Source organism: Streptomyces sp. NPDC051322 (assembly GCF_040689485.1).
Taxonomy (GTDB): Bacteria; Actinomycetota; Actinomycetes; order Streptomycetales; family Streptomycetaceae; genus Streptomyces.
The window spans coordinates 17092-35694 of sequence record NZ_JBFBAK010000014.1 but is presented as its reverse complement, the minus strand read 5'-3'; the positions used below and the strand labels follow the sequence as shown (position 1 = coordinate 35694).

18 protein-coding genes are annotated in these 18603 nt (G+C 69.7%); 8 read left to right on the top strand and 10 right to left on the bottom strand.

What is annotated here, in order from left to right; genetic code table 11:
• Positions 1 to 168: 168 nt before the first annotated feature.
• The 5 genes from AB0436_RS27120 to AB0436_RS27100 all read left to right on the top strand — a co-directional run bounded on the left by AB0436_RS27120 (position 169) and on the right by AB0436_RS27100 (position 5313).
• The gene (locus tag AB0436_RS27120; RefSeq protein WP_366470566.1) at positions 169 to 954 is read left to right on the top strand and encodes an amino acid ABC transporter ATP-binding protein; all 786 of its coding nucleotides are present in this window, start codon (positions 169 to 171) and stop codon (positions 952 to 954) included.
• A 43-nt stretch (positions 955 to 997) separates the two neighbouring features.
• Complete coding sequence (locus AB0436_RS27115) at positions 998 to 1918, top strand: glutamate ABC transporter substrate-binding protein (RefSeq protein WP_366470565.1); 921 nt, start codon at positions 998 to 1000, stop codon at positions 1916 to 1918.
• Positions 1919 to 2015: 97 nt separating this feature from the next.
• Positions 2016 to 2663 carry an amino acid ABC transporter permease gene (locus tag AB0436_RS27110; protein WP_366470564.1) on the top strand — a complete coding sequence of 216 codons (648 nt, stop codon included), beginning with the start codon at positions 2016 to 2018 and terminating at the stop codon, positions 2661 to 2663.
• Positions 2660 to 3529 (top strand): amino acid ABC transporter permease, encoded by an 870-nt coding sequence (locus AB0436_RS27105; RefSeq protein ID WP_366470563.1) that lies wholly within the window; start codon positions 2660 to 2662, stop codon positions 3527 to 3529. Before AB0436_RS27110 ends, AB0436_RS27105 begins: the two co-directional genes overlap by 4 nt.
• A 155-nt stretch (positions 3530 to 3684) precedes the next feature.
• Positions 3685 to 5313 (top strand): FAD-dependent monooxygenase, encoded by a 1629-nt coding sequence (locus tag AB0436_RS27100; protein WP_366470562.1) that lies wholly within the window; start codon positions 3685 to 3687, stop codon positions 5311 to 5313.
• A 29-nt stretch (positions 5314 to 5342) separates the two neighbouring features.
• Here AB0436_RS27100 and recX read toward each other — a convergent pair whose 3' ends face one another.
• The 4 genes from recX to AB0436_RS27080 all read right to left on the bottom strand — a co-directional run bounded on the left by recX (position 5343) and on the right by AB0436_RS27080 (position 8802).
• Positions 5343 to 5966 (bottom strand): recombination regulator RecX, encoded by a 624-nt coding sequence (recX, locus tag AB0436_RS27095; RefSeq protein WP_366470561.1) that lies wholly within the window; start codon positions 5964 to 5966, stop codon positions 5343 to 5345.
• 3 nt (positions 5967 to 5969) lie between these two features.
• A complete protein-coding gene (gene recA, locus AB0436_RS27090; RefSeq protein WP_366470560.1) occupies positions 5970 to 7097 on the bottom strand; it encodes a recombinase RecA in 1128 nt (375 codons plus the stop codon).
• Between the two features lie 173 nt (positions 7098 to 7270).
• Positions 7271 to 8413, bottom strand: coding sequence for an AI-2E family transporter (locus tag AB0436_RS27085; RefSeq protein WP_366470628.1), 1143 nt, complete (start codon positions 8411 to 8413; stop codon positions 7271 to 7273).
• A 194-nt stretch (positions 8414 to 8607) separates the two neighbouring features.
• Positions 8608 to 8802 (bottom strand): DUF3046 domain-containing protein, encoded by a 195-nt coding sequence (locus tag AB0436_RS27080; protein WP_365851440.1) that lies wholly within the window; start codon positions 8800 to 8802, stop codon positions 8608 to 8610.
• Positions 8803 to 8880: 78 nt separating this feature from the next.
• On the opposite strand from AB0436_RS27080, the gene AB0436_RS27075 reads away from it, so the two are divergent.
• Positions 8881 to 9795, top strand: a complete 915-nt coding sequence (locus tag AB0436_RS27075) for a hypothetical protein (protein WP_366470559.1) — start codon at positions 8881 to 8883, stop codon at positions 9793 to 9795.
• 15 nt (positions 9796 to 9810) lie between these two features.
• Here the strand turns inward: AB0436_RS27075 and AB0436_RS27070 are convergent, their stop codons facing one another.
• From AB0436_RS27070 to AB0436_RS27060, 3 genes are read right to left on the bottom strand one after another with little or no spacing between them, the layout of a single operon-like run.
• Positions 9811 to 10116, bottom strand: coding sequence for an AzlD domain-containing protein (locus AB0436_RS27070; RefSeq protein ID WP_366470558.1), 306 nt, complete (start codon positions 10114 to 10116; stop codon positions 9811 to 9813).
• Complete coding sequence (locus AB0436_RS27065; protein ID WP_366470557.1) at positions 10113 to 10889, bottom strand: AzlC family ABC transporter permease; 777 nt, start codon at positions 10887 to 10889, stop codon at positions 10113 to 10115. The genes AB0436_RS27070 and AB0436_RS27065 overlap by 4 nt, the downstream gene beginning before the upstream one ends.
• 10 nt (positions 10890 to 10899) lie before the next feature.
• Positions 10900 to 11757 (bottom strand): AraC family transcriptional regulator, encoded by an 858-nt coding sequence (locus AB0436_RS27060; protein WP_366470556.1) that lies wholly within the window; start codon positions 11755 to 11757, stop codon positions 10900 to 10902.
• A gap of 58 nt (positions 11758 to 11815) precedes the next feature.
• On the opposite strand from AB0436_RS27060, the gene AB0436_RS27055 reads away from it, so the two are divergent.
• Positions 11816 to 16453, top strand: a complete 4638-nt coding sequence (locus tag AB0436_RS27055; protein ID WP_366470555.1) for a DEAD/DEAH box helicase — start codon at positions 11816 to 11818, stop codon at positions 16451 to 16453.
• Between the two features lie 52 nt (positions 16454 to 16505).
• Positions 16506 to 17294 carry a DNA-formamidopyrimidine glycosylase family protein gene (locus AB0436_RS27050; protein WP_366470554.1) on the top strand — a complete coding sequence of 263 codons (789 nt, stop codon included), beginning with the start codon at positions 16506 to 16508 and terminating at the stop codon, positions 17292 to 17294.
• Between the two features lie 38 nt (positions 17295 to 17332).
• Here the strand turns inward: AB0436_RS27050 and AB0436_RS27045 are convergent, their stop codons facing one another.
• From AB0436_RS27045 to AB0436_RS27035, 3 genes are all read right to left on the bottom strand, one after another.
• Entirely contained in the window at positions 17333 to 17527 is a 195-nt protein-coding gene (locus tag AB0436_RS27045) for a hypothetical protein (RefSeq protein ID WP_366470553.1), read from the bottom strand.
• 11 nt (positions 17528 to 17538) lie between these two features.
• On the bottom strand, positions 17539 to 18009 hold the full coding sequence (locus AB0436_RS27040; protein WP_366470552.1) for a DNA starvation/stationary phase protection protein: 471 nt from the start codon (positions 18007 to 18009) through the stop codon (positions 17539 to 17541).
• Between the two features lie 133 nt (positions 18010 to 18142).
• The gene (locus AB0436_RS27035) at positions 18143 to 18526 is read right to left on the bottom strand and encodes a helix-turn-helix transcriptional regulator (RefSeq protein ID WP_250304879.1); all 384 of its coding nucleotides are present in this window, start codon (positions 18524 to 18526) and stop codon (positions 18143 to 18145) included.
• Positions 18527 to 18603: the final 77 nt, after the last annotated feature.

The following is an 18603-nucleotide window of genomic DNA, read 5'->3' as shown; positions in this document are numbered from 1 at the left end:
TACTCCGATCAGGACCATGTTCACGCGCGGTATCCGGAGCGTATCGGGGCGCTACCGGATCGTGATGCTCAATTCCCGCTCAGATGTAATGACGCTGGTCGTACGGCTTACTACTGTCCTTTGAACCACGACTGCCCTAGCAGCCGAGGAGGACGGAGCGAACAGCCGATGAGCAAAGTGCCCATGACCAAGCCCGCCGAGGAAGCAGCCTCGACGACGGACGATCTGGTCGTGCTGAGCAACGTCAACAAGCACTTCGGCGCGCTGCACGTGCTCCAGGACATCGACCTGATCATCGCCCGCGGCGAGGTCGTGGTCGTCATCGGGCCCTCCGGCTCCGGCAAGTCCACACTGTGCCGCACCATCAACCGCCTGGAGACGATCGACTCGGGCTCGATCTCGATCGACGGAAAGCCGCTTCCCCAGGAGGGCAAGGAGCTCGCCCGGCTGCGCGCCGACGTCGGCATGGTCTTCCAGTCGTTCAACCTCTTCGCACACAAGACGGTCCTGCAGAACGTCATGCTGGGCCAGGTCAAGGTGCGCAAGACCGAGAAGAAGGCCGCGGAGGACAAGGCACGTTCGCTGCTCGACCGGGTGGGTGTCGGAACGCAGGCGGACAAGTACCCGGCGCAGCTCTCCGGCGGCCAGCAGCAACGTGTCGCCATCGCACGGGCGTTGGCGATGGACCCCAAGGTCATGCTCTTCGACGAGCCGACTTCGGCGCTGGACCCCGAGATGATCAACGAGGTCCTCGAGGTCATGCAGCAACTGGCCCGTGACGGCATGACCATGGTGGTGGTGACGCACGAAATGGGCTTCGCCCGCTCGGCCGCCAACCGGGTCGTCTTCATGGCCGACGGAAAGATCATCGAAGAGGCCGTGCCCGACCAGTTCTTCAGCAACCCGCGCAGTGACCGGGCCAAGGACTTCCTGTCGAAGATCCTGCACCACTGACGAAAACGACGTCCCACGTCTGCCGAAATAGAGGATGTTCACGATGAAGTTCCGTAAGTCCGCCGCCACCGCGGTGATCGCCGTGCTCGCGCTGACCGGAACCGCCTGCGGCGGCAAATCCGGCTCTGCCGGTGACAAGCAGTCCGCAGCGCCCGGCGGCGCGGACGCGCCCAAGCTGCCGACGTACACCGTTGCCAAGAATGTTTCGCTGGACTCGGCCACGTTCAAGAACGCCAAGAAGCGCGGCAAGCTGGTCATCGGCGCCAAGGCCGACCAGCCGTACCTCGGCTTCGAGGACCAGTCGACCAAGGAGCGCTCCGGTTTCGACGTCGAGCTCGCCCGGATGATCGCGGCCGACCTCGGCTTCAGCAAGGACCAGATCGAGTGGAAGACGGTGGACTCCGGCATCCGTGAGACGGCCATCTCCAAGGGCCAGGTCGACTATTTCGTCGGTACGTACACGATCAACGACGAGCGCAAGAAGCTCGTCGGGTTCGCCGGCCCCTATTACAAGGCAGGCGCCGATCTGCTGGTCCGCAAGGACGAGACGGGCATCACCGGGCCCGAGACCCTGAAGGGCAAGAAGGTCTGCTCGATCAAGGGCTCCACCCCACTCACCGAGATCAAGAAGCCGAAGTACGGGGCCAAGACCACCGAGCTGGCCAAGTACTCGGACTGTGTGCAGGAGCTGCTGACCAAGCAGGTGGACGCGGTCACCACCGACGACGCGATCCTCAAGGGATACGCCGCGCAGAACCCGAAGAGGCTGAAGGTGATCGGCAAGCCCTTCACCGAAGAGCCCTACGGTGTCGGCCTGAGCAAGAGCGACAAGGCGCTGCGCGACTTCATCGACAGCTCGATCGAGAAGCACGTCAAGGACGGCACGTACAAGAAGATCTACGAGGCGACGCTGGGTCTCTCCGGCTCCTCGTACGTCGCACCGCCTGCCGTCGAGCGGTACTGATCGATCCCTCGCTCAACCGACGCCGCAGCACCCCGTACGCGGGTACGGGGCGCTGCGGCCCCGTCTTTCAGCAGCTGCCCGCCGACGCGGAGACCTCATGAACGTACTGCTCGACAACTTCCCGGCGTTCCGCGACGGCTTCATAGGAACCCTGTCGATCACCGCCGTCAGCGCGGTCATCGCCCTGGTGCTCGGTGTGCTCATCGCCGGCTTCCGGGTCTCGCCCGTCCCTCCGCTCCGGTTCTTCGGGACGGCCTGGGTCACCCTCCTGCGCAACACCCCGCTGGTCCTGCTGTTCCTCATCGCCACCTTCGTTGTCCCGGAGATCCTCTTTCCGGGGATGAGCCCCTACGTTCTCGGCTCGCTCGCGCTCGGCTTCTACACCTCGTCGTTCGTCTGCGAAGCCGTCAGGTCCGGCATCAGCACGGTCCCGCTCGGTCAGGCCGAGGCCGCCCGCTCGCTGGGCATGAGCTTCACCCAGACGCTGCGGATGGTCGTGCTGCCGCAGGCGACTCGCATCGTCGTGCCGCCACTGAGCAGCATCTTCATCGCGCTCACCAAGAACTCGGCGATCGCGGGCGCCTTCAGCGTCACCGAACTGTTCGGCTGGCAGAAGACGATGAGCGATCTGGGCCACTCCATCGTTCCCATCTTCATCTGGGTGGCCATCGGCTACCTGGTCATCACCTTCGCCATCAGCGGCATCTTCCGTCTGATCGAGCGCCGTATGGAGGTCGCCCGATGAGTGCAAGCGTGCTCTACGACGCACCGGGCCCCAAGGCCGTCGTACGCAACCGCGTCTATGCCGTCGTCGGCAGCGTCGCCATCATCGCGCTGCTGGTCGTCTGCGTGATGCGCCTTGCCGACAAGGGCGATCTCGCCGGCGGCATGTGGGACATCTTCAATTACACCGGCATCCGGAAGAACATCGCGGACGGCATCGTCGCCACCATGAAGGCGTTCGGGCTCGCCGCCGTGGGCTCGCTCGTGCTGGGCGTGGTGCTGGTCGTCTGCCGGCTCTCCGATCAGCGGCTCGTCCGCTGGCTGGCGACCGCCTTCATCGAACTGTTCCGCTCCATTCCGCTGCTGATCACGATCTATGCGCTCTGGGTCGGTTTCCTGACCGATTACTCGATGTGGGCGCTGGCTCTGGGCCTGTCCATCTACAACGGCTGTGTTCAGGCCGAGGTGCTGCGAGCCGGCATCAACTCTGTGCCCACGGGACAGCGTGAGGCGGCGTACGCCCTGGGGCTGAGCAAGACGCAGGTCATGGCGAGCGTGCTGATGCCACAGGCCGTTCGTGCGATGTTGCCGACCATCATCAGCCAATTGGTCGTCACCCTTAAGGACACCTCGCTGGGATTCATCATCCTGTACCCGGAGCTGCTCCAGACCGCGCGTCTCATCGCGAGCAACACCCAAGTCAACGGCCAGTACCCGTATGTCTCGACGATTGTGGTCATCGGCGCCATCTACATCGCGATGTGCCTGCTCCTTTCTGCTCTCGCCACCTGGATCGAGAAGCGCGGCAGGCGTGGCAGGGCCGGGATCGCCGTCGCTTCGCCCACAGACCCCGATTTCACGGTGGAACCCGCCGCGGATGTCGTCTAGAACGGCGCTGAGGATCTCGGCCGGTTCGCGGCGGCGCGCGGCTCCCGTGCTCGCTTGACGGGGGCATCCCCAGTCGGTTGCATACGTTCTGTGATCGTGCACCGGGCTCAACCTGCCATCAGCAACTTCTCCGTACGGGTCCGAGGAGTCGCACCGTGGACCCGGTGATCGTGGTCGGCGCGGGCCCTGTCGGGCTCGCGCTGGCTCTGGCGCTGGCTGCTCAGGACGTTCCCTCCGTGGTACTCGACGAGGGCACCGGCGATCATGAACCGCGCCCGGCCCGTACGGTCGTGCTGCGGCCCGACATCGCGGCCTTCGTCGAGCGGCTCGGCTGCACACTGCACCCCGACGACGCCGCTCACTGGGTGGCCTGGCGAGCGATCCGGCGAGGTCAGCAGGTACAGCATGTGGAATTCGGGGACTTCGACGACTTCGGCGGCTTCGCAGTGCCGACCGGAGCACGGGAGCCTTCGCCGCTGCATCTGCCGCAGCATGCACTGACTCGCGGTCTACGGACCGCGGCGGCCGCCCAGGACCTGGTGACGCTGGTGGGACGCAGCCGGATCGACACCATCGAGCAGGACGTCACCGGGATCGCCGCGCACACCGCCGGGCCGGAGCCCACCTGGTGGCGCGGCAGCCATCTGGTCGGCTGCGACGGGGCCAGGTCCACCGTGCGCAAACTGCTGGATGTCCGCTTCCCCGGCCGTACGGCGGTGGAGCGCCATGCCGTCGCCGCGCTGCGCGCCGAACTTCCGTGGCCCGGTGAGGCACTGCTGCACCGGATGCCGCCCTGGCGGTCCGGCGGTGAGGAAGTGACGGCTCGTCCGCTTCCCGACGACACCTGGCGGATCGACTGGCTGCTGCCGCCCCGTGCCGAACTTGTCACGCCCGAGGCACTGGTGGCGCGGGTACGGGCCGCGCTGGCCGGGTGGTGCGGCGAGACACCGCCCTACGAACTGATCGACACCGGCGTCTACACGCTGCACCACCGACTCGCCCGCCGTTGGCGGGTGGGCCGGGCCTTCCTGGCCGGCGACGCGGCTCATCTGCTGGGCGCCCTGGGTACCCAAGGGCTCGACGAGGGGCTGCGGGACGCCGACAACCTGGCCTGGAAACTGGCCCGGGCGTGGCACCACGGCGCCTCGGAACTGCTGCTCGACAGCTATCAGGCGGAGCGCCGCACGGCCGTCGCCGCACGGCTGCGCGCCGCCGACCAGTCATTGCCGATACTGCGCGGCGGCGGGCTGCGGACGTACCTGCCCGGTGCCTCGCGTGGGCACGACGCACTGCTCGCCGACGGCCATCTGGGGCGCGGAGCGCTCGGAGCGCCCGCCACTTACGCGCGCTCTCCTCTCGCGCCCGCCCCCACCCCCGCGCAGACGCCGGTCGGCACGCCGGTCGGCGGACCGGTCGCCGACGTCGGGGTGACGGCACCGGACGGTACGGCGGTGCGGCTGCGGGACCGACTGGGACACGCCAGGTTGCTGGTGGTCCTGGTGGCCCCGGGCACCGGCGTCTGGGACCGGCGGCACTGGCTGACGGCAGGGGTGATGCCCCGGCTGGCCGCTGCCGTGACAGCCCTGCCGGTGCAGGCCGAACTTCTGGTGGCGGAGGCCTATCCGGGCGCCTCCGCCCACACCGTGCTGCTGGTACGACCGGACGGCCACCTGGCCGCGGCCTTCGCCGGGGTGCGCCCCGCCGAGCTGTACGCGGCGGCCGACGCCGTACGCGGTGGCGCCGCCACGGCAGTGCGGGAGGAGCACACAGCCGACGTCAATTGACCGTGGCGGGCGCCGTGGGAGGGGCAACGCTAAGGCCTCTCGTGGTCCGGGGCTACCGGGCCATCGTTCCTCGGCTCCTCGCTCTCCTCCTCCAGCGCTCGTCTGACCACTCGCAGGGCCGTGCCCTCCGGATACCCCTTGCGGGCCAGCATGCCCGCAAGCCGGCGCAGCCGTTTGTCGCGGTCCAGGCCACGTGTCGAGGGAAGCCTGCGTGCGACGAGCTCGCGGGCCGTCTCCTCCTCCTGCTCGGAGTCGAGCTGCCCGACGGCCTCGTCGATGAGCGCGGAGTCCACCCCCTTGGTGCGGAGTTCGCGTGCCAGCGCCCGTCTGGCAAGTCCCCGGCCGCGGTGCCGGGATTCCACCCAGGCGTCCGCGAAGGCGGCGTCGTCGATGAGCCCGACCTCCTCGAAACGGGACAGCACCTCGTCGGACACATCCTCGGGGATCTCGCGTTTGCTCAGCGCGTCCGCGAGCTGCTTGCGGGTGCGCGCCGTCCCGGTGAGCAGGCGCAGGCAGATCGCCCGCGCCTGCTCCGCCGGATCCTGCGGCTTCTGCGCCCGCTCACCGGGCTGCCGTGTTCCCGGCTGCCGCGGCCTCTCCCCCTCGCTGTCCTCGGAGTCCGTGGCCCCCGGCCATTCGGTTCTCCGGACCATGGCTCAGCTCTTGGCCGCGGCGGTCTTGGCCGTCTTGGCCTTGCCACCGGCCGGGGCGGGAACCGCCTTCGATGCCTCATCGGCCACCACAACGCCCGCCGCGTCCGCGCCCGGCTCAGCAGTCACGGCCTCCGGCTTGACGCCGATGCCCAGTTTCTCCAGGATCTTCTTCTCGATCTCATTGGCGAGATCGGGGTTGTCCTTGAGGAAGTTACGGGCGTTCTCCTTGCCCTGGCCCAGCTGGTCGCCCTCGTAGGTGTACCAGGCGCCCGCCTTACGGACGAAGCCGTTCTCCACGCCCATGTCGATCAGTCCGCCCTCACGGCTGATGCCCTGGCCGTAGAGGATGTCGAACTCGGCCTGCTTGAAGGGCGGCGCGACCTTGTTCTTGACGACCTTCACACGGGTGCGGTTACCGACCGCGTCGGTGCCGTCCTTCAGAGTCTCGATCCGGCGGATGTCGAGCCGCACCGAGGCATAGAACTTCAGGGCCCGGCCACCGGTCGTGGTCTCCGGAGAGCCGAACATCACGCCGATCTTCTCGCGGAGCTGGTTGATGAAGATCGCGGTGGTCTTGGACTGGTTCAGCGCACTGGTGATCTTCCGGAGCGCCTGGCTCATCAGCCGGGCCTGCAGACCGACGTGCGAATCGCCCATCTCGCCCTCGATCTCCGCCCGGGGCACCAGGGCCGCGACGGAGTCGATGACGATCAGGTCGAGCGCGCCCGAGCGGATCAGCATGTCCACGATTTCGAGGGCCTGCTCGCCGTTGTCGGGCTGGGACAGGATGAGGTTGTCGATGTCGACACCGAGCTTCTTCGCGTACTCTGGGTCCAGGGCGTGCTCGGCGTCGACGAAGGCCACCTGGCCGCCGAGCCGCTGCGCATTCGCCACCGCGTGCAGCGTCAGCGTCGTCTTGCCGGAGGACTCCGGCCCGTAGACCTCGACGACGCGGCCGCGTGGCAGTCCGCCGACGCCGAGGGCGACGTCGAGGGCGGTCGACCCGGTGGGGATGACCTCGATGGGCTCGTTCGGCCGCTCGCCGAGGCGCATCACCGCGCCCTTCCCGAATTGCCGTTCAATCTGTGCGAGCGCGGCGTCCAGCGCCTTCTCGCGGTCGTTGCCTGCCATGGGTTCCACCCGATTTGCTTGAGTCGATCGCTTCACGTCAATGACGCTATCCCCTGCCACTGACAATGGGCCCCGGCGTCCCTCCGGCCCATCGGCGACTCATACCCGCGCTGGGCCCGGAATCCAATGAGAATGGATGTTCGATTTTGGTGTCAAGCGCACCACGCGGGCACTCAGCCGCCGGTGTTTCCCGGTGGCGGCGTCCGCCCCTGCCGCAGCGAGGCGCGCATCCGGGCGCGCAGCGAGACCCCGTCACGCGGGCGCCGCCGACCGTGCACCCGGGGGTCGTCCGTCACGTCGTACCGCTTCACATAGGCGCCCAGGAACGCCTGCAGGGTCGCGGCCGCCGGGATGGCGATGAGCGCGCCGACCGCCCCCAGCAGGGCGGTGCCCGCGATGACCGAGCCGAAGGCCACTGCCGGATGGATGTCGACGGCTTTCGACGTGAGCTTCGGCTGGAGCACGTAGTTCTCGAACTGCTGGTAGATCACCACGAAGACCAGCACCCACAGCGCGTACCAGGGGTCGACGGTGAACGCCAGCAGCATCGGCAGGGCGCCGGCCAGATACGTGCCGATGGTCGGGATGAACTGCGAGACCAGGCCGACCCACATGGCGAGCGCGGGGGCGTACGGCACGTCGAGGGCGACCAGCAGGATGTAGTGCGCGATCCCGGAGACCAACGCCATCAGGCCGCGCGAGTACAGATAGCCACCGGTCTTGGTAACCGCGATCTCCCAGGCCCGCAGTACCTCGGCCTGCTTCGCCGGGGGCAGCACGGAACAGAGCGCCCGCCGCAGTCGTGGCCCGTCGGCGGCGAAGTAGAAGGCGAACAGGAAAACCGTCAGCAGCCGGAAGAGGCCGCCGAGCACGGTGGCCGAGACGTCCAGCACTCCGCTCGCGCTGTTCTGCACGTACTTCTGCAGCCAGTCGGAGTGGAGCAGGCTGTCCTGGACGTCCAGCCGGGACAACTCGGTGTGGAAGGTGTGGTTGGTCCAGTTGATCACCGAGTCGAGGTACTTGGGGAACTCCTCGACCATGTCCACGATCTGTCCGGCCAGCATCGAGCCGAGCAGGAAGACGAATCCGGCTCCCGCGATCACCACTCCGAGAAAGACCAGAAACGTGGCAAGGCCGCGGCGCATGCCGCGGGCGGACATCCGTCCCACCGCCGGTTCGATCGCCAGCGCCAGGAAGAACGCGATGAGGATATTGGTGAGCAGCCCGATGAGCTGATAAAAGGCCCAGCTGCCCAGCTGAAAGCAGGCGACGAGAGCCAGCGCGAGGACCATCGCACGCGGCAGCCACCGGGGCATGCGCAGCGAGCCGGCTGCCGTGGCACCGTCGGGTGTCGGCGGCACGACCGGAGGCGTCCGTCCCGCGGTCGTCCGGTCGTCCGTGCTCTGGTCGGGGATCATCCGGTCCTCGGCGCTCTCATCAGTCGGTGCCACGAACTCAGTCTCGCTTACCGGTGTGACACCGGTCAGGGCCGCCCGGTGTGCCGTACCTCTCAGCGCTTGCTCTCCGGAATGCCCACCGCCGCGCAGACTCCCCGCCAGACGTCCTTCGTCTCCCAGCCGGCGGCGAGCGCTTCGTACACCGTCCGGTGGCCGAGCTCTGCCATCACATGATCGCGGGCGAACGAATCGGCATACCCGGCTCCGAAGTGCTCCGCCATCCGCTCCCAGAAAATCGTCAACCGCATGCCTCCAGTATCCCGCCCTGGAGAGTGCTCCCTGCCCGCGTCCCTGCCCGAGAGCGCTTTCCGCTCTACCGTCGGAACATGGCCGGATCCGGAGCATCTCCTCTCGCCCGCGCCGAGCACTTCATCTGGCTGACGGCCCGGGTGCTCGAGCAGCGGCGGTTCGCTTATCACTTCCTCGACGGCGGGGCGGACCAGGTCGAGGCCGCGCTCGCCGCTTACCTCAACGAGGACGGTGGTTACGGCCACGCGCTCGAACCCGATCTGCGCGGCCCGGTCAGTCAGCCACTGCACACGGCACACGCGCTGCAGGTCCTGGATTCCGTCGGCCGCTGCGGTGGAATGCGGATGGAGCGAATCTGTCGCTATCTCACCGAGGTGTCCACCAAGGAAGGCGCGCTGCCCGCCGTTCATCCCTCGCAGCGCGGATACCCGTCCGCTCCTTTCATCCCGATCGTCGACGACCCGCCGAGCGAGCTGCTGGCGACCGGGCCGGTGGTGGGACTGTTGCACCGTAATGAGGTGTGGCACGCCTGGCTGTTCCGGGCGACCGATTTCTGCTGGGCCGCCGTCGACTCCCTGGAGAGGTCCCATCCCTACGAGATCCAGGCGGCAGTCGCCTTCCTCGACTCGGCCCCCGACCGGTCGCGTGCCGAGGCGGCCGCGGACCGGATCGGCCGGCAGGTACGGGAGCAGCGGCTGGCGGTGCTGGATCCGGCGGACCGGGCGGCTTATCCGATCGCGCCCGGCTACGCACCGGGTGAGCAGCATTTCCCGCACGACTATGCGGCGGCACCCGGCTCGCTGGCGCGCGGCTGGTTCACGGACGAGGAGATGGACCGTTCGCTGGACTTCCTGGCTGCCGAGCAGCAGCAGGACGGCGGCTGGCCGGTCAACTGGCGTTCCTGGGCACCGGGAACACAGCTGGAGGCGCGGCCGATGGTGACGATCCGGGCGCTGATGACACTGCGGGCGCACGGACGTGCCGTTGTCTGACCCTCGCCGGATGGCTCAGCCGAGGGCGCGTACCCCGGCGGTGACCACCACGGCCGCCGCGACGACGACGAGGAACGGGGCGCGCAGCACAAGTGAGAGCGCTGCGGCCGCCAGTCCCGCCCCCCGGGCGTCCAGGACGAGATGCTGTCCGTCCGCGAAGGTCTGCTGGGCGGTGAGGGCGGCCAGCAGAGCGACGGGCAGCAGCGCCGCGAGCCGCCTGACCAGGGGGCGCTCCAGCGCACCGGCCGGGACCAGCAGACCGAGCAGTTTGACGAGGTAGCAGCCGACAGCGGTCACTGCTATGGCGGTCCAGGCGGTCAACGGTCCTGCTCCTTATCGGCGGCGCCCTGTTCGGCGGCGGGTGCGGTACTGGCGGTGCGGAACATGCCGCGGCCCTGGAGGAACAGCACGGCCGGTGCGGCCAGTGCGGCCATCAGTACCGGCACCCCGGCGGGCAGCACCGGGAGCAGTCCCAGCCCCAGCAGGACAGCGAGCCCGGCGACCGCGCGGTCCGCCGCCGTCCGCAACATCGGGGCGAGCAGTGCCAGGAACACCGCCGGTCCTGCCGCGTCAATGCCCCACGCGCCGGTGTCGCCGAGCGCCTCCGCGCCCAGCGCGCCGAGCAGGGTGGTGAGGTTCCAGAGCACGTAGAGGGTCAGCCCGGTGGCGGTGAACCCGATCCGCGCGGCGCGCCGGGTGCGCTGCGCCAGGGTGACGGCCGTTGTCTCGTCGATGACCCAGTGCGCCGCGAGGGGACGCACGGCGGGTGGCAGCGCGAGCAGCTGGGAGAGCCGCAGCCCGTAGAAGGTGTTTCGTACGCCGACGAAGAAGGCACCGGCGGCCGCGGTGAGGGGGTTGCCGCCCGCTGCCAGTGCTCCGACCAGCGCGAACTGTGAGGCTCCGGTGAACACCAGCAAGCTCATCACACATGTCTGCAGCACGCTGAGGCCGGAGCCCGCTGCGGTCACACCGAAGGCGAAGCCCGAGAGCCCCACCACGATGCCCACACCGAGGGCGTCCCTGATGACGGCGGAGTCCGGTCCGGGTTCCGGGGCCGTGCTGCTTTCGTCGAGTGCTGTCTGCTCTGCTGCCACATCGAGAACGCTATGAGGCGCGGGCGGCACCGGTCTTGTACGTTCTTGCACGCCCTCGGCGGTAGGCGCCGGGCGGCACCCCCACGATGCGGGCGAAGTGCCTGTTCAGGTGCGGCTGATCGGTGAAACCCACGGCGACCGCCGCTTCGGCCGGGGCCGCGCCCTCGTCGAGCAACTGCCGGGCCCGGCGCACCCGTGCGTCGGTGAGCCAGGTGTGCGGGGGCATGCCGTACGCCTCCTTGAAGGCGCGCAGCAGTGCGAACGGGCTGGTGCCGAGCTCGGTGGCCAGCTTCCCCAGAGAGGGCGGCCGCGCCATCTCCGCCTCCAGGACGGCGCGTGCCCGGGTCGCGGTCCGGGCGCCGGCCGTGCGCAGGGGGCGCTCGGGGAGCCGGCCGCCATGGGTCCGCAGCAACCTGGCAACGGCGAGCCGCAGCAGGCTGTCGGCGGCCAGCGCGTTGCCCTGCTCGGCTGCCTCGTGCACAGCGACGACCAGCCGCGCCGCACCGGGGTCCTCCACCACCGGCGCTGTGAACCCGACAGGACCGGCGAGAGTACTGATGTCGCCCGCGATCTCGGCGATGAGATCGGCGGCCGGATAGAGCGTGCGGTACGTCCACCCTTCAGGCACCCCGGCATGGCCGGTGTGCGGGGTGTCCGGGTTCACCAGAGCGAGCTGACCCACCCCCGCCCGGACGAGCTCGTTGCGGTGGTGGAAAGCCTCCACGCCCTCGGTGATCGCTGCGATGACGAACGTGTCGTGGGTGTGCCAGGCGAAGGATTTGCGAATGTAGCGGGCGTGCAGCAGATCGACCCCGGGCAACTCCCCGAGCTGCCAGTGCCTCGCCTGCTCCTCGGTCCCCGGCCCCATGACTTCATTATTTCCCCGGCTCCGGGCCGTTGTCAGTGGCGGGGTGCACGATGGGGACATGGTGAGGTCAGCGCTCGACGCCTTCTCCCCCGCGACCCGCGGTTGGTTCACGGGGGCCTTCAATGCGCCCACAGCCGCTCAGGACGGCGCATGGCGGGCGATCGGCAAGGGTACGGATGTGCTGGTGGTCGCCCCTACCGGTTCCGGGAAGACACTCGCCGCTTTTCTCGCAGCCCTCGACCAGCTGGCGTCGACGCCCCCGCCCGCTGACGCCAGAAAGCGCTGCCGGGTGCTCTATGTATCCCCGCTCAAGGCTCTCGCGGTCGATGTGGAACGCAATCTCCGCAGCCCGCTGACCGGCATCCGTCAGGAGTCGGTGCGGCTGGGGCAGCCCGAGCCGGAGATCCGGGTCGGCATCCGCTCGGGCGACACCCCGGCGGCCGAGCGGCGTTCGATGGCGACGAAGCCGCCGGACATCCTGATCACCACCCCCGAGTCACTGTTTCTGATGCTCACCTCTTCGGCCCGCGATGCGCTGGCCGGTGTCGAGACGGTGATCCTCGACGAGGTGCATGCCGTGGCCGGCACCAAGCGCGGTGCGCACCTCGCCGTGTCGCTGGAGCGGCTGGACGCACTGCTGCCTCGGCCGGCCCGCCGTATCGGTCTTTCCGCGACGGTCCGCCCGGTGGATGAGATCGCGCGGTATCTGTCCCCCCAGCGCAAGGCGGAGATCGTCCAGCCGCCGTCCGGCAAGGAATTCGCTCTCTCGGTCGTCGTCCCGGTCGAGGATCTGGGCGAGCTGGGCGGCTCCCCCGCCTCCGACATCGACCCGGACAAGGCCGAGAAGCCCTCGATCTGGCCCCATGTCGAGGAGCGCATCGCCGATCTGGTGCAGTCCCACCGCTCGACCATCGTATTCGCCAACTCCCGCCGTCTGGCGGAGCGCCTGTGCAACCGGCTCAACGAGATCGCGTACGAAAGGGCCACCGGCGAGCCGCTGCCGGAGGCACACTCGCCCGCCGAGGTCATGGCGGAGGCAGGCGCGGCGAAGGGTGCGCCCGCACTGCTCGCCCGGGCGCACCACGGTTCGGTCTCCAAGGAACAGCGTGCCCAGGTGGAGGAGGACCTGAAGGCAGGTCGGCTGCCTGCGGTGGTCGCCACCTCCAGCCTCGAGCTGGGCATCGACATGGGCGCCGTGGATCTCGTCATCCAGGTCGAGTCACCGCCGTCCGTCGCCTCCGGGCTGCAGCGGGTCGGCCGTGCCGGACACCAGGTCGGTGCGGTGTCCACCGGTGTGGTCTTCCCCAAGTACCGGGGCGACCTGGTGCAGGCCGCCGTGGTCACCGAGCGGATGCGGACCGGTTCGATCGAATCGCTCCGGGTTCCCTCCAACCCCTTGGACGTGCTCGCCCAGCAGCTGGTCGCGATGGTCGCCCTCGACACCTGGCAGGCCGATGATCTGCTGGCGGTGGTCCGCAGGGCAGCCCCCTTCGCGGCACTTCCCGAGTCGGCCTTCACCGGCGTCCTCGACATGCTCGCCGGACGTTATCCCTCCGACGCGTTCGCCGAGCTGCGCCCCCGCGTGGTCTGGGACCGCGTCGCCGGTACGGTCACCGGCCGTCCCGGGGCGCAGCGCCTCGCCGTCACCTCCGGCGGCACCATCCCCGACCGCGGACTCTTCGGCGTCTTTCTCGCCGGTGCCGACCCCAAGAAGGGCGGCGGCCGGGTCGGTGAGCTCGACGAGGAAATGGTCTACGAGTCCCGGGTGGGGGACGTATTCACCCTCGGCACCACCTCATGGCGTATCGAGGACATCACCCGGGACCGCGTGCTCGTCACCCCCGCCCCGGGTGTGCCGGGGCGGCTGCCGTTCTGGAAGGGCGACCAGCTGGGCCGTCCGCTGGAGCTGGGCCGTGCGGTGGGTGCCTTCCTCCGCGAGGTCGGTGCTCTGCAGCCCGACCGTGCCCGCGAGCGGCTGCACGCCGCCGGCCTCGACGCCTGGGCTGCGGACAATGTGCTGTCCTATCTCGACGAACAGCGCCGCGCCTGCGGCCATGTCCCCGACGACCGCACCATTGTCGTCGAGCGATTCCGTGACGAGCTGGGTGACTGGCGGGTCGTCGTCCACTCCCCGTTCGGTGCTCAGGTGCACGCCCCCTGGGCGCTGGCCATCGGCGCCAGGCTGTCCGAGCGCTACGGCATGGACGCCCAGGTGATGCACGCCGACGACGGCCTGGTGCTGCGGCTGCCGGACGCCGACCTCATGGGCCTCGACCTGCTGGACGGCGACCCCGCTGCGCAGACCCAGCCGCTCGGCGCCGAGTACGACAGTGAGCAAGCCCCGCTGGGAGCCGTCGACGTCGCCTTCGACAAGGGGGAAGTCGCGCAGGTCGTCACCGACCAGGTCGGCGGCTCGGCGCTCTTCGCCGCACGGTTCCGTGAGTGCGCGGCGCGTGCCCTGCTGCTGCCGCGCCGCAACCCGGGCAAACGGACCCCGCTGTGGCAGCAGCGTCAGCGCGCCTCCCAACTGCTGCAGGTGGCGGGGGAATTCGGCTCGTTCCCGATCGTGCTGGAAGCGGTTCGGGAATGTCTTCAGGACGTTTTCGACGTGCCGGGGCTCACCGAGCTGATGGGCGACATCGAGTCACGGCGGGTCCGGCTCGTCGAGGTCACCACCCAGGAGCCCTCGCCGTTCGCCCGTTCGCTGCTCTTCGGCTATGTCGCCCAGTTCCTCTACGAGGGAGACTCCCCGCTCGCCGAGCGGCGGGCCGCCGCCTTGTCGCTCGACTCACGTCTGCTGGCCGAACTGCTCGGCCAGGCGGAGCTGCGCGAACTGCTCGACGCCAACGTCCTCGAGGAGCTGGAGAGTGAACTCCAGTGGTTGACCGAGGACCGGCGGATCAAGGACATCGAAGGTGTCGCCGACCGGCTGAGACTGCTCGGACCGCTGACCGACGCGGAGCTGACCGCCCGCGGGGCGGAGCCCGGTTGGGCCCGCGGACTCGCGGAATCCCGCCGGGCCATCCGGGTCCGTATCGCCGGCGCGGACCACTGGGCGGCGATCGAGGACGCGGGTCGGCTGCGCGACGCGCTCGGCACGGCGCTGCCGGTGGGCGTGCCGGAAGCGTTCACCGAGCCGGTGAAGGATCCGCTCGGCGATCTGCTGTCCCGGTTCGCCCGTACGCACGGCCCCTTCACCTCGTCCGATGCCGGGGCTCGCTTCGGCCTCGGCACGGCGGTCACCGACGGCGCCCTGCAGCGCCTCGCCGCTGCCGGCCGGGTCGTGCAGGGCGAGTTCCACCCGTCCGGGATCGGTCAGGAGTGGTGCGACGCCACCGTGCTGCGCCGACTGCGCCGGCGCTCGCTGGCCGCCCTGCGCCAGGAGCTCGAACCGGTGGCCCCCGCCGCTCTCGCCGCGTTCCTCCCCCAGTGGCAGCACCTCGACGGCAGCAGCCTGCGCGGTATCGACGGCCTGGCCCGGGCCGTCGAACAGTTGCAGGGAGCCCCCGTTCCGGCCTCCGCACTGGAGAGGCTGGTCCTCCCTGCCCGGGTGGCCGGCTACACGCCCACACTGCTCGACGAACTGACCACCACCGGCGAGGTCGTCTGGGCGGGAGCGGGAGCGCTGCCCGGCAAGGACGGCTGGATCTCGCTGTATCTCGCGGACGCCGCCCCGCTGCTCGTTCCCCCACCGCACCCACTGGAGCTGAGCGCGCTCCATGAGTCCGTGCTCAAGGTCCTCTCGCCCGGGTACGGCCTCTTCTTCCGCCAGATCGCCGACGAGGTACGCGCCACCACCCACCCGGACTGCACCGACCCTCAACTGGCCGATGCCGTCTGGGAGCTGGCCTGGTCCGGCCGCCTGACCAACGACTCGCTGGCTCCGCTCCGCTCCCTGCTCGGCTCCGGCCGCACCGCGGGATCCACCGCGCACCGGGCACGGCGGACGGTCCCCCGCGGCCGTTACGGCTCGCTCACTGCTGCCGCCCGACCCGCTTCCCGTACCGGACCACCGACCGTCGCCGGCCGGTGGTCCGTACTGCCCGCCGCCGAGCCCGAAGCCACCCATCGCGCCCACGCCCTGGCCCGCACGCTGCTCGACCGGCACGGCGTCGTGACCCGGGGCGCGGTGGCCGCTGAGGGGGTCGAGGGCGGCTTTTCCGCCATCTACCGCATCCTCTCGGCCTTCGAGGACAGTGGCCAGGCACGCCGCGGCTATGTCGTCGAAGGCCTGGGGGCGGCCCAGTTCGCGATGGACGGGGCCGTGGACCGGCTGCGTGCGGCGGCGACCGCCCGGGAGCGTACGGAGGGAGGCCCGCCGGGGGGCGGGGTGGTGCTCGCGGCTGCGGACCCGGCGAACGCCTATGGGGCGGCGCTGCCGTGGCCGGAGGCTCCCGGTGGCGCGGGCCACAAGCCCGGGCGCAAGGCAGGATCGCTGGTCGTGCTGGTGGACGGCGAACTCATCCTCTACATGGAGCGCGGCGGCAAGAGCCTGCTGGCCTGGCCGACCGAACCGGACGACCCCCGGCTGGCAGCCGCCGGGCAGGCGCTGGCCGCCTCCGCCCGGGCCGGCGCGCTGGGCACAGTGACCGTGCAGCGCACCAACGGTGTATCCGCCCTGACGTCCGACGTGGGCCGGGCTCTGGAGGCGGCGGGGTTCGTCGCCACGCCGAGGGGGCTGCGGCTGCGCGCCTGACCACGCCGGGACCGGCACGACACCGCCGGTTCCCACCGCGCATCATGGTGGGATGCCCGAAGGAGACAACGTCGCACAGACGGCACGGCGTCTGCATACGGCTCTCGCCGGCCGGGTCCTGACCCGGTCCGATCTGCGCGTGCCCCGGCTCGCCACCGCCGACCTCACGGGGCGCACGGTGCTCGGCGTCGTCTCGCGCGGCAAACACCTGCTTGTGCGGATCGAGGGGGATCTCAGCCTGCACAGCCATCTGCGGATGGACGGCGCCTGGCGGGTCTACGCCGCGGGCGAGCGCTGGCGCGGCGGTCCGGCCCACGAGATCCGCGCGGTCCTCGCCACCGCGGAACACAGCGCGGTCGGCTACCGACTTCCCGTACTGGAGCTACTGCGTACGTCGCAGGAGAGCAACGCTGTGGGCCACCTGGGCCCGGATCTGCTCGGCCCCGACTGGGACCCGGACGGGGCCCTGCGCAATCTGCTGGCCGCTCCGGATCGCCCGCTCGGCGAGGCACTCCTCGACCAGCGCAACCTCGCGGGTGTCGGCAACATCTTCAAGTCGGAGATCTGTTTCCTGCTCGGCGCCACCCCGTGGCTGCCGATCGGCGAGGTCCCCACTCCCCAACGGATCGTGACCGTGGCCAAGAAGCTCCTGGAGGCGAACCGCGACCGTCCGGTCCGTATGACCACCGGGCTGCCCCATCAGCGTCTGTACGTCTACGGCCGAGCACCCCGCCCCTGCCTGCGGTGCGGGACGTCGGTACGCAGAGCCGGACAGGACGACGGCAATCGCGAGCGTCCGACCTACTGGTGCCCGCGGTGCCAGACGGGGCCGACGCCGTGACCGCGGCGTGCGTCATCCGGTCACGTCATCCGCTTACGTCATCGTCGCGGCGCCCTGGCAGGCACCGCGACGACATGTATGGGCAGCAGACTGAGGCCCCAGCCCCCCACCGCGACCGCGCTCTCCAGCGGCCCGCTGTCACCGGGGGCCACCACCAGCCGCAGCACGGTCCACCACCACACCCCGGTGACCAGCACGGACACCAGCAGCCCGGCTATCCGTCGCCGTCTCACGGCCGCAACCGCTATGCGCTTTCCGCTTGGAACATCCACGCATGCTTCTCGAGGTCGGCGGCGACTCCGATCAGCAGATCCTGGGTGACCGGGTCGGGGACAGCGGTGGCTGCGATCCGTTCCCGCATCCCGTCGATGACGGCGCCGAGCGCCTCCACCAGGATCCGTACGGCATCGCCGTCCTTGATCCAGCCCTGCGGTGCCTCGCCGATGGCGCTGGTCCTGGACACCGTGCCGGCCCGCCCGTCCGGGGTGACACCGACCGCCGACGACCGCTCGGCCACCGCATCCGTGTACTGCCGGGCCGTGTCCACGACCTCGTCGAGCTGAAGATGCACCGACCTGAAGCGCGGCCCCACCACGTTCCAGTGCACCTGCTTGGCCACCAGGGAGAGATCGACGAGATCAGCGAGCGCGCCCTGCAGGGCCTCGCCCACCACCTTCTGATCGGCCTCGGAGAGCGGGCTCTTCACGCCAGACATGCGAGATCCTCCCATGCGTTGGTCCGTTGACTCCACCATCGCACATATACCCACAAGGCGGACATTCAAGGTTGCCCGACGAAAAAGGCTCCGGCCGGTCCCGAAGGACCGGCCGGAGCCATTGAAGCAAGTGCTAGGCAGCGACGACATCCACCGCTTCGGCAGGCGCCTTGATCGTCACTCGTTCGGTCGGAACGCCCGTCACCGATGTCACGGAGACGGAGTTGAGCATTGAGCGTACCGGCGCAGGCACGGGCTCGCTGGCCGCTGCCGACTCGGCCAGCTCGGCGAGCGAGAGTTCATCACTCACTTCGCGCATGAGCTCGGACATCCGTACGTCAAGCGCGTCGCAGATCGCGGAGAGCAGTTCGGAGGATGCCTCCTTCTGCCCCCGCTCCACCTCGGACAGATAACCGAGAGAGACTCGGGCGGACGAGGAGACTTCGCGCAGAGTACGGCCCTGGCGCTGGCGCTGCCGACGCAGCACGTCACCCAACAGGCGACGGAGCAGAATCATCGGTGGCTCCCTCCTCGGACCGCGTAACCGCATCCTTCTCGCCCCACCGTACCGCCTTGCGCCGCGGCCGTGCGGGG

What these genes read in the sequence shown, in the direction of transcription:
- AB0436_RS27120 (WP_366470566.1), top strand. Translation starts at nt 169, where the DNA reads ATGAGCAAAGTGCCCATGACCAAGCCCGCCGAGGAAGCAGCCTCGACG.
- AB0436_RS27115 (WP_366470565.1), top strand. Translation starts at nt 998, where the DNA reads ATGAAGTTCCGTAAGTCCGCCGCCACCGCGGTGATCGCCGTGCTCGCG.
- AB0436_RS27110 (WP_366470564.1), top strand. Translation starts at nt 2,016, where the DNA reads ATGAACGTACTGCTCGACAACTTCCCGGCGTTCCGCGACGGCTTCATA.
- AB0436_RS27105 (WP_366470563.1), top strand. Translation starts at nt 2,660, where the DNA reads ATGAGTGCAAGCGTGCTCTACGACGCACCGGGCCCCAAGGCCGTCGTA.
- recX (WP_366470561.1), bottom strand. Translation starts at nt 5,966, where the DNA reads ATGGTCCGGAGAACCGAATGGCCGGGGGCCACGGACTCCGAGGACAGC.
- recA (WP_366470560.1), bottom strand. Translation starts at nt 7,097, where the DNA reads ATGGCAGGCAACGACCGCGAGAAGGCGCTGGACGCCGCGCTCGCACAG.
- AB0436_RS27085 (WP_366470628.1), bottom strand. Translation starts at nt 8,413, where the DNA reads ATGCCCCGGTGGCTGCCGCGTGCGATGGTCCTCGCGCTGGCTCTCGTC.
- AB0436_RS27080 (WP_365851440.1), bottom strand. Translation starts at nt 8,802, where the DNA reads ATGCGGTTGACGATTTTCTGGGAGCGGATGGCGGAGCACTTCGGAGCC.
- AB0436_RS27075 (WP_366470559.1), top strand. Translation starts at nt 8,881, where the DNA reads ATGGCCGGATCCGGAGCATCTCCTCTCGCCCGCGCCGAGCACTTCATC.
- AB0436_RS27060 (WP_366470556.1), bottom strand. Translation starts at nt 11,757, where the DNA reads ATGGGGCCGGGGACCGAGGAGCAGGCGAGGCACTGGCAGCTCGGGGAG.
- AB0436_RS27055 (WP_366470555.1), top strand. Translation starts at nt 11,816, where the DNA reads ATGGTGAGGTCAGCGCTCGACGCCTTCTCCCCCGCGACCCGCGGTTGG.
- AB0436_RS27050 (WP_366470554.1), top strand. Translation starts at nt 16,506, where the DNA reads ATGCCCGAAGGAGACAACGTCGCACAGACGGCACGGCGTCTGCATACG.
- AB0436_RS27040 (WP_366470552.1), bottom strand. Translation starts at nt 18,009, where the DNA reads ATGTCTGGCGTGAAGAGCCCGCTCTCCGAGGCCGATCAGAAGGTGGTG.
- AB0436_RS27035 (WP_250304879.1), bottom strand. Translation starts at nt 18,526, where the DNA reads ATGATTCTGCTCCGTCGCCTGTTGGGTGACGTGCTGCGTCGGCAGCGC.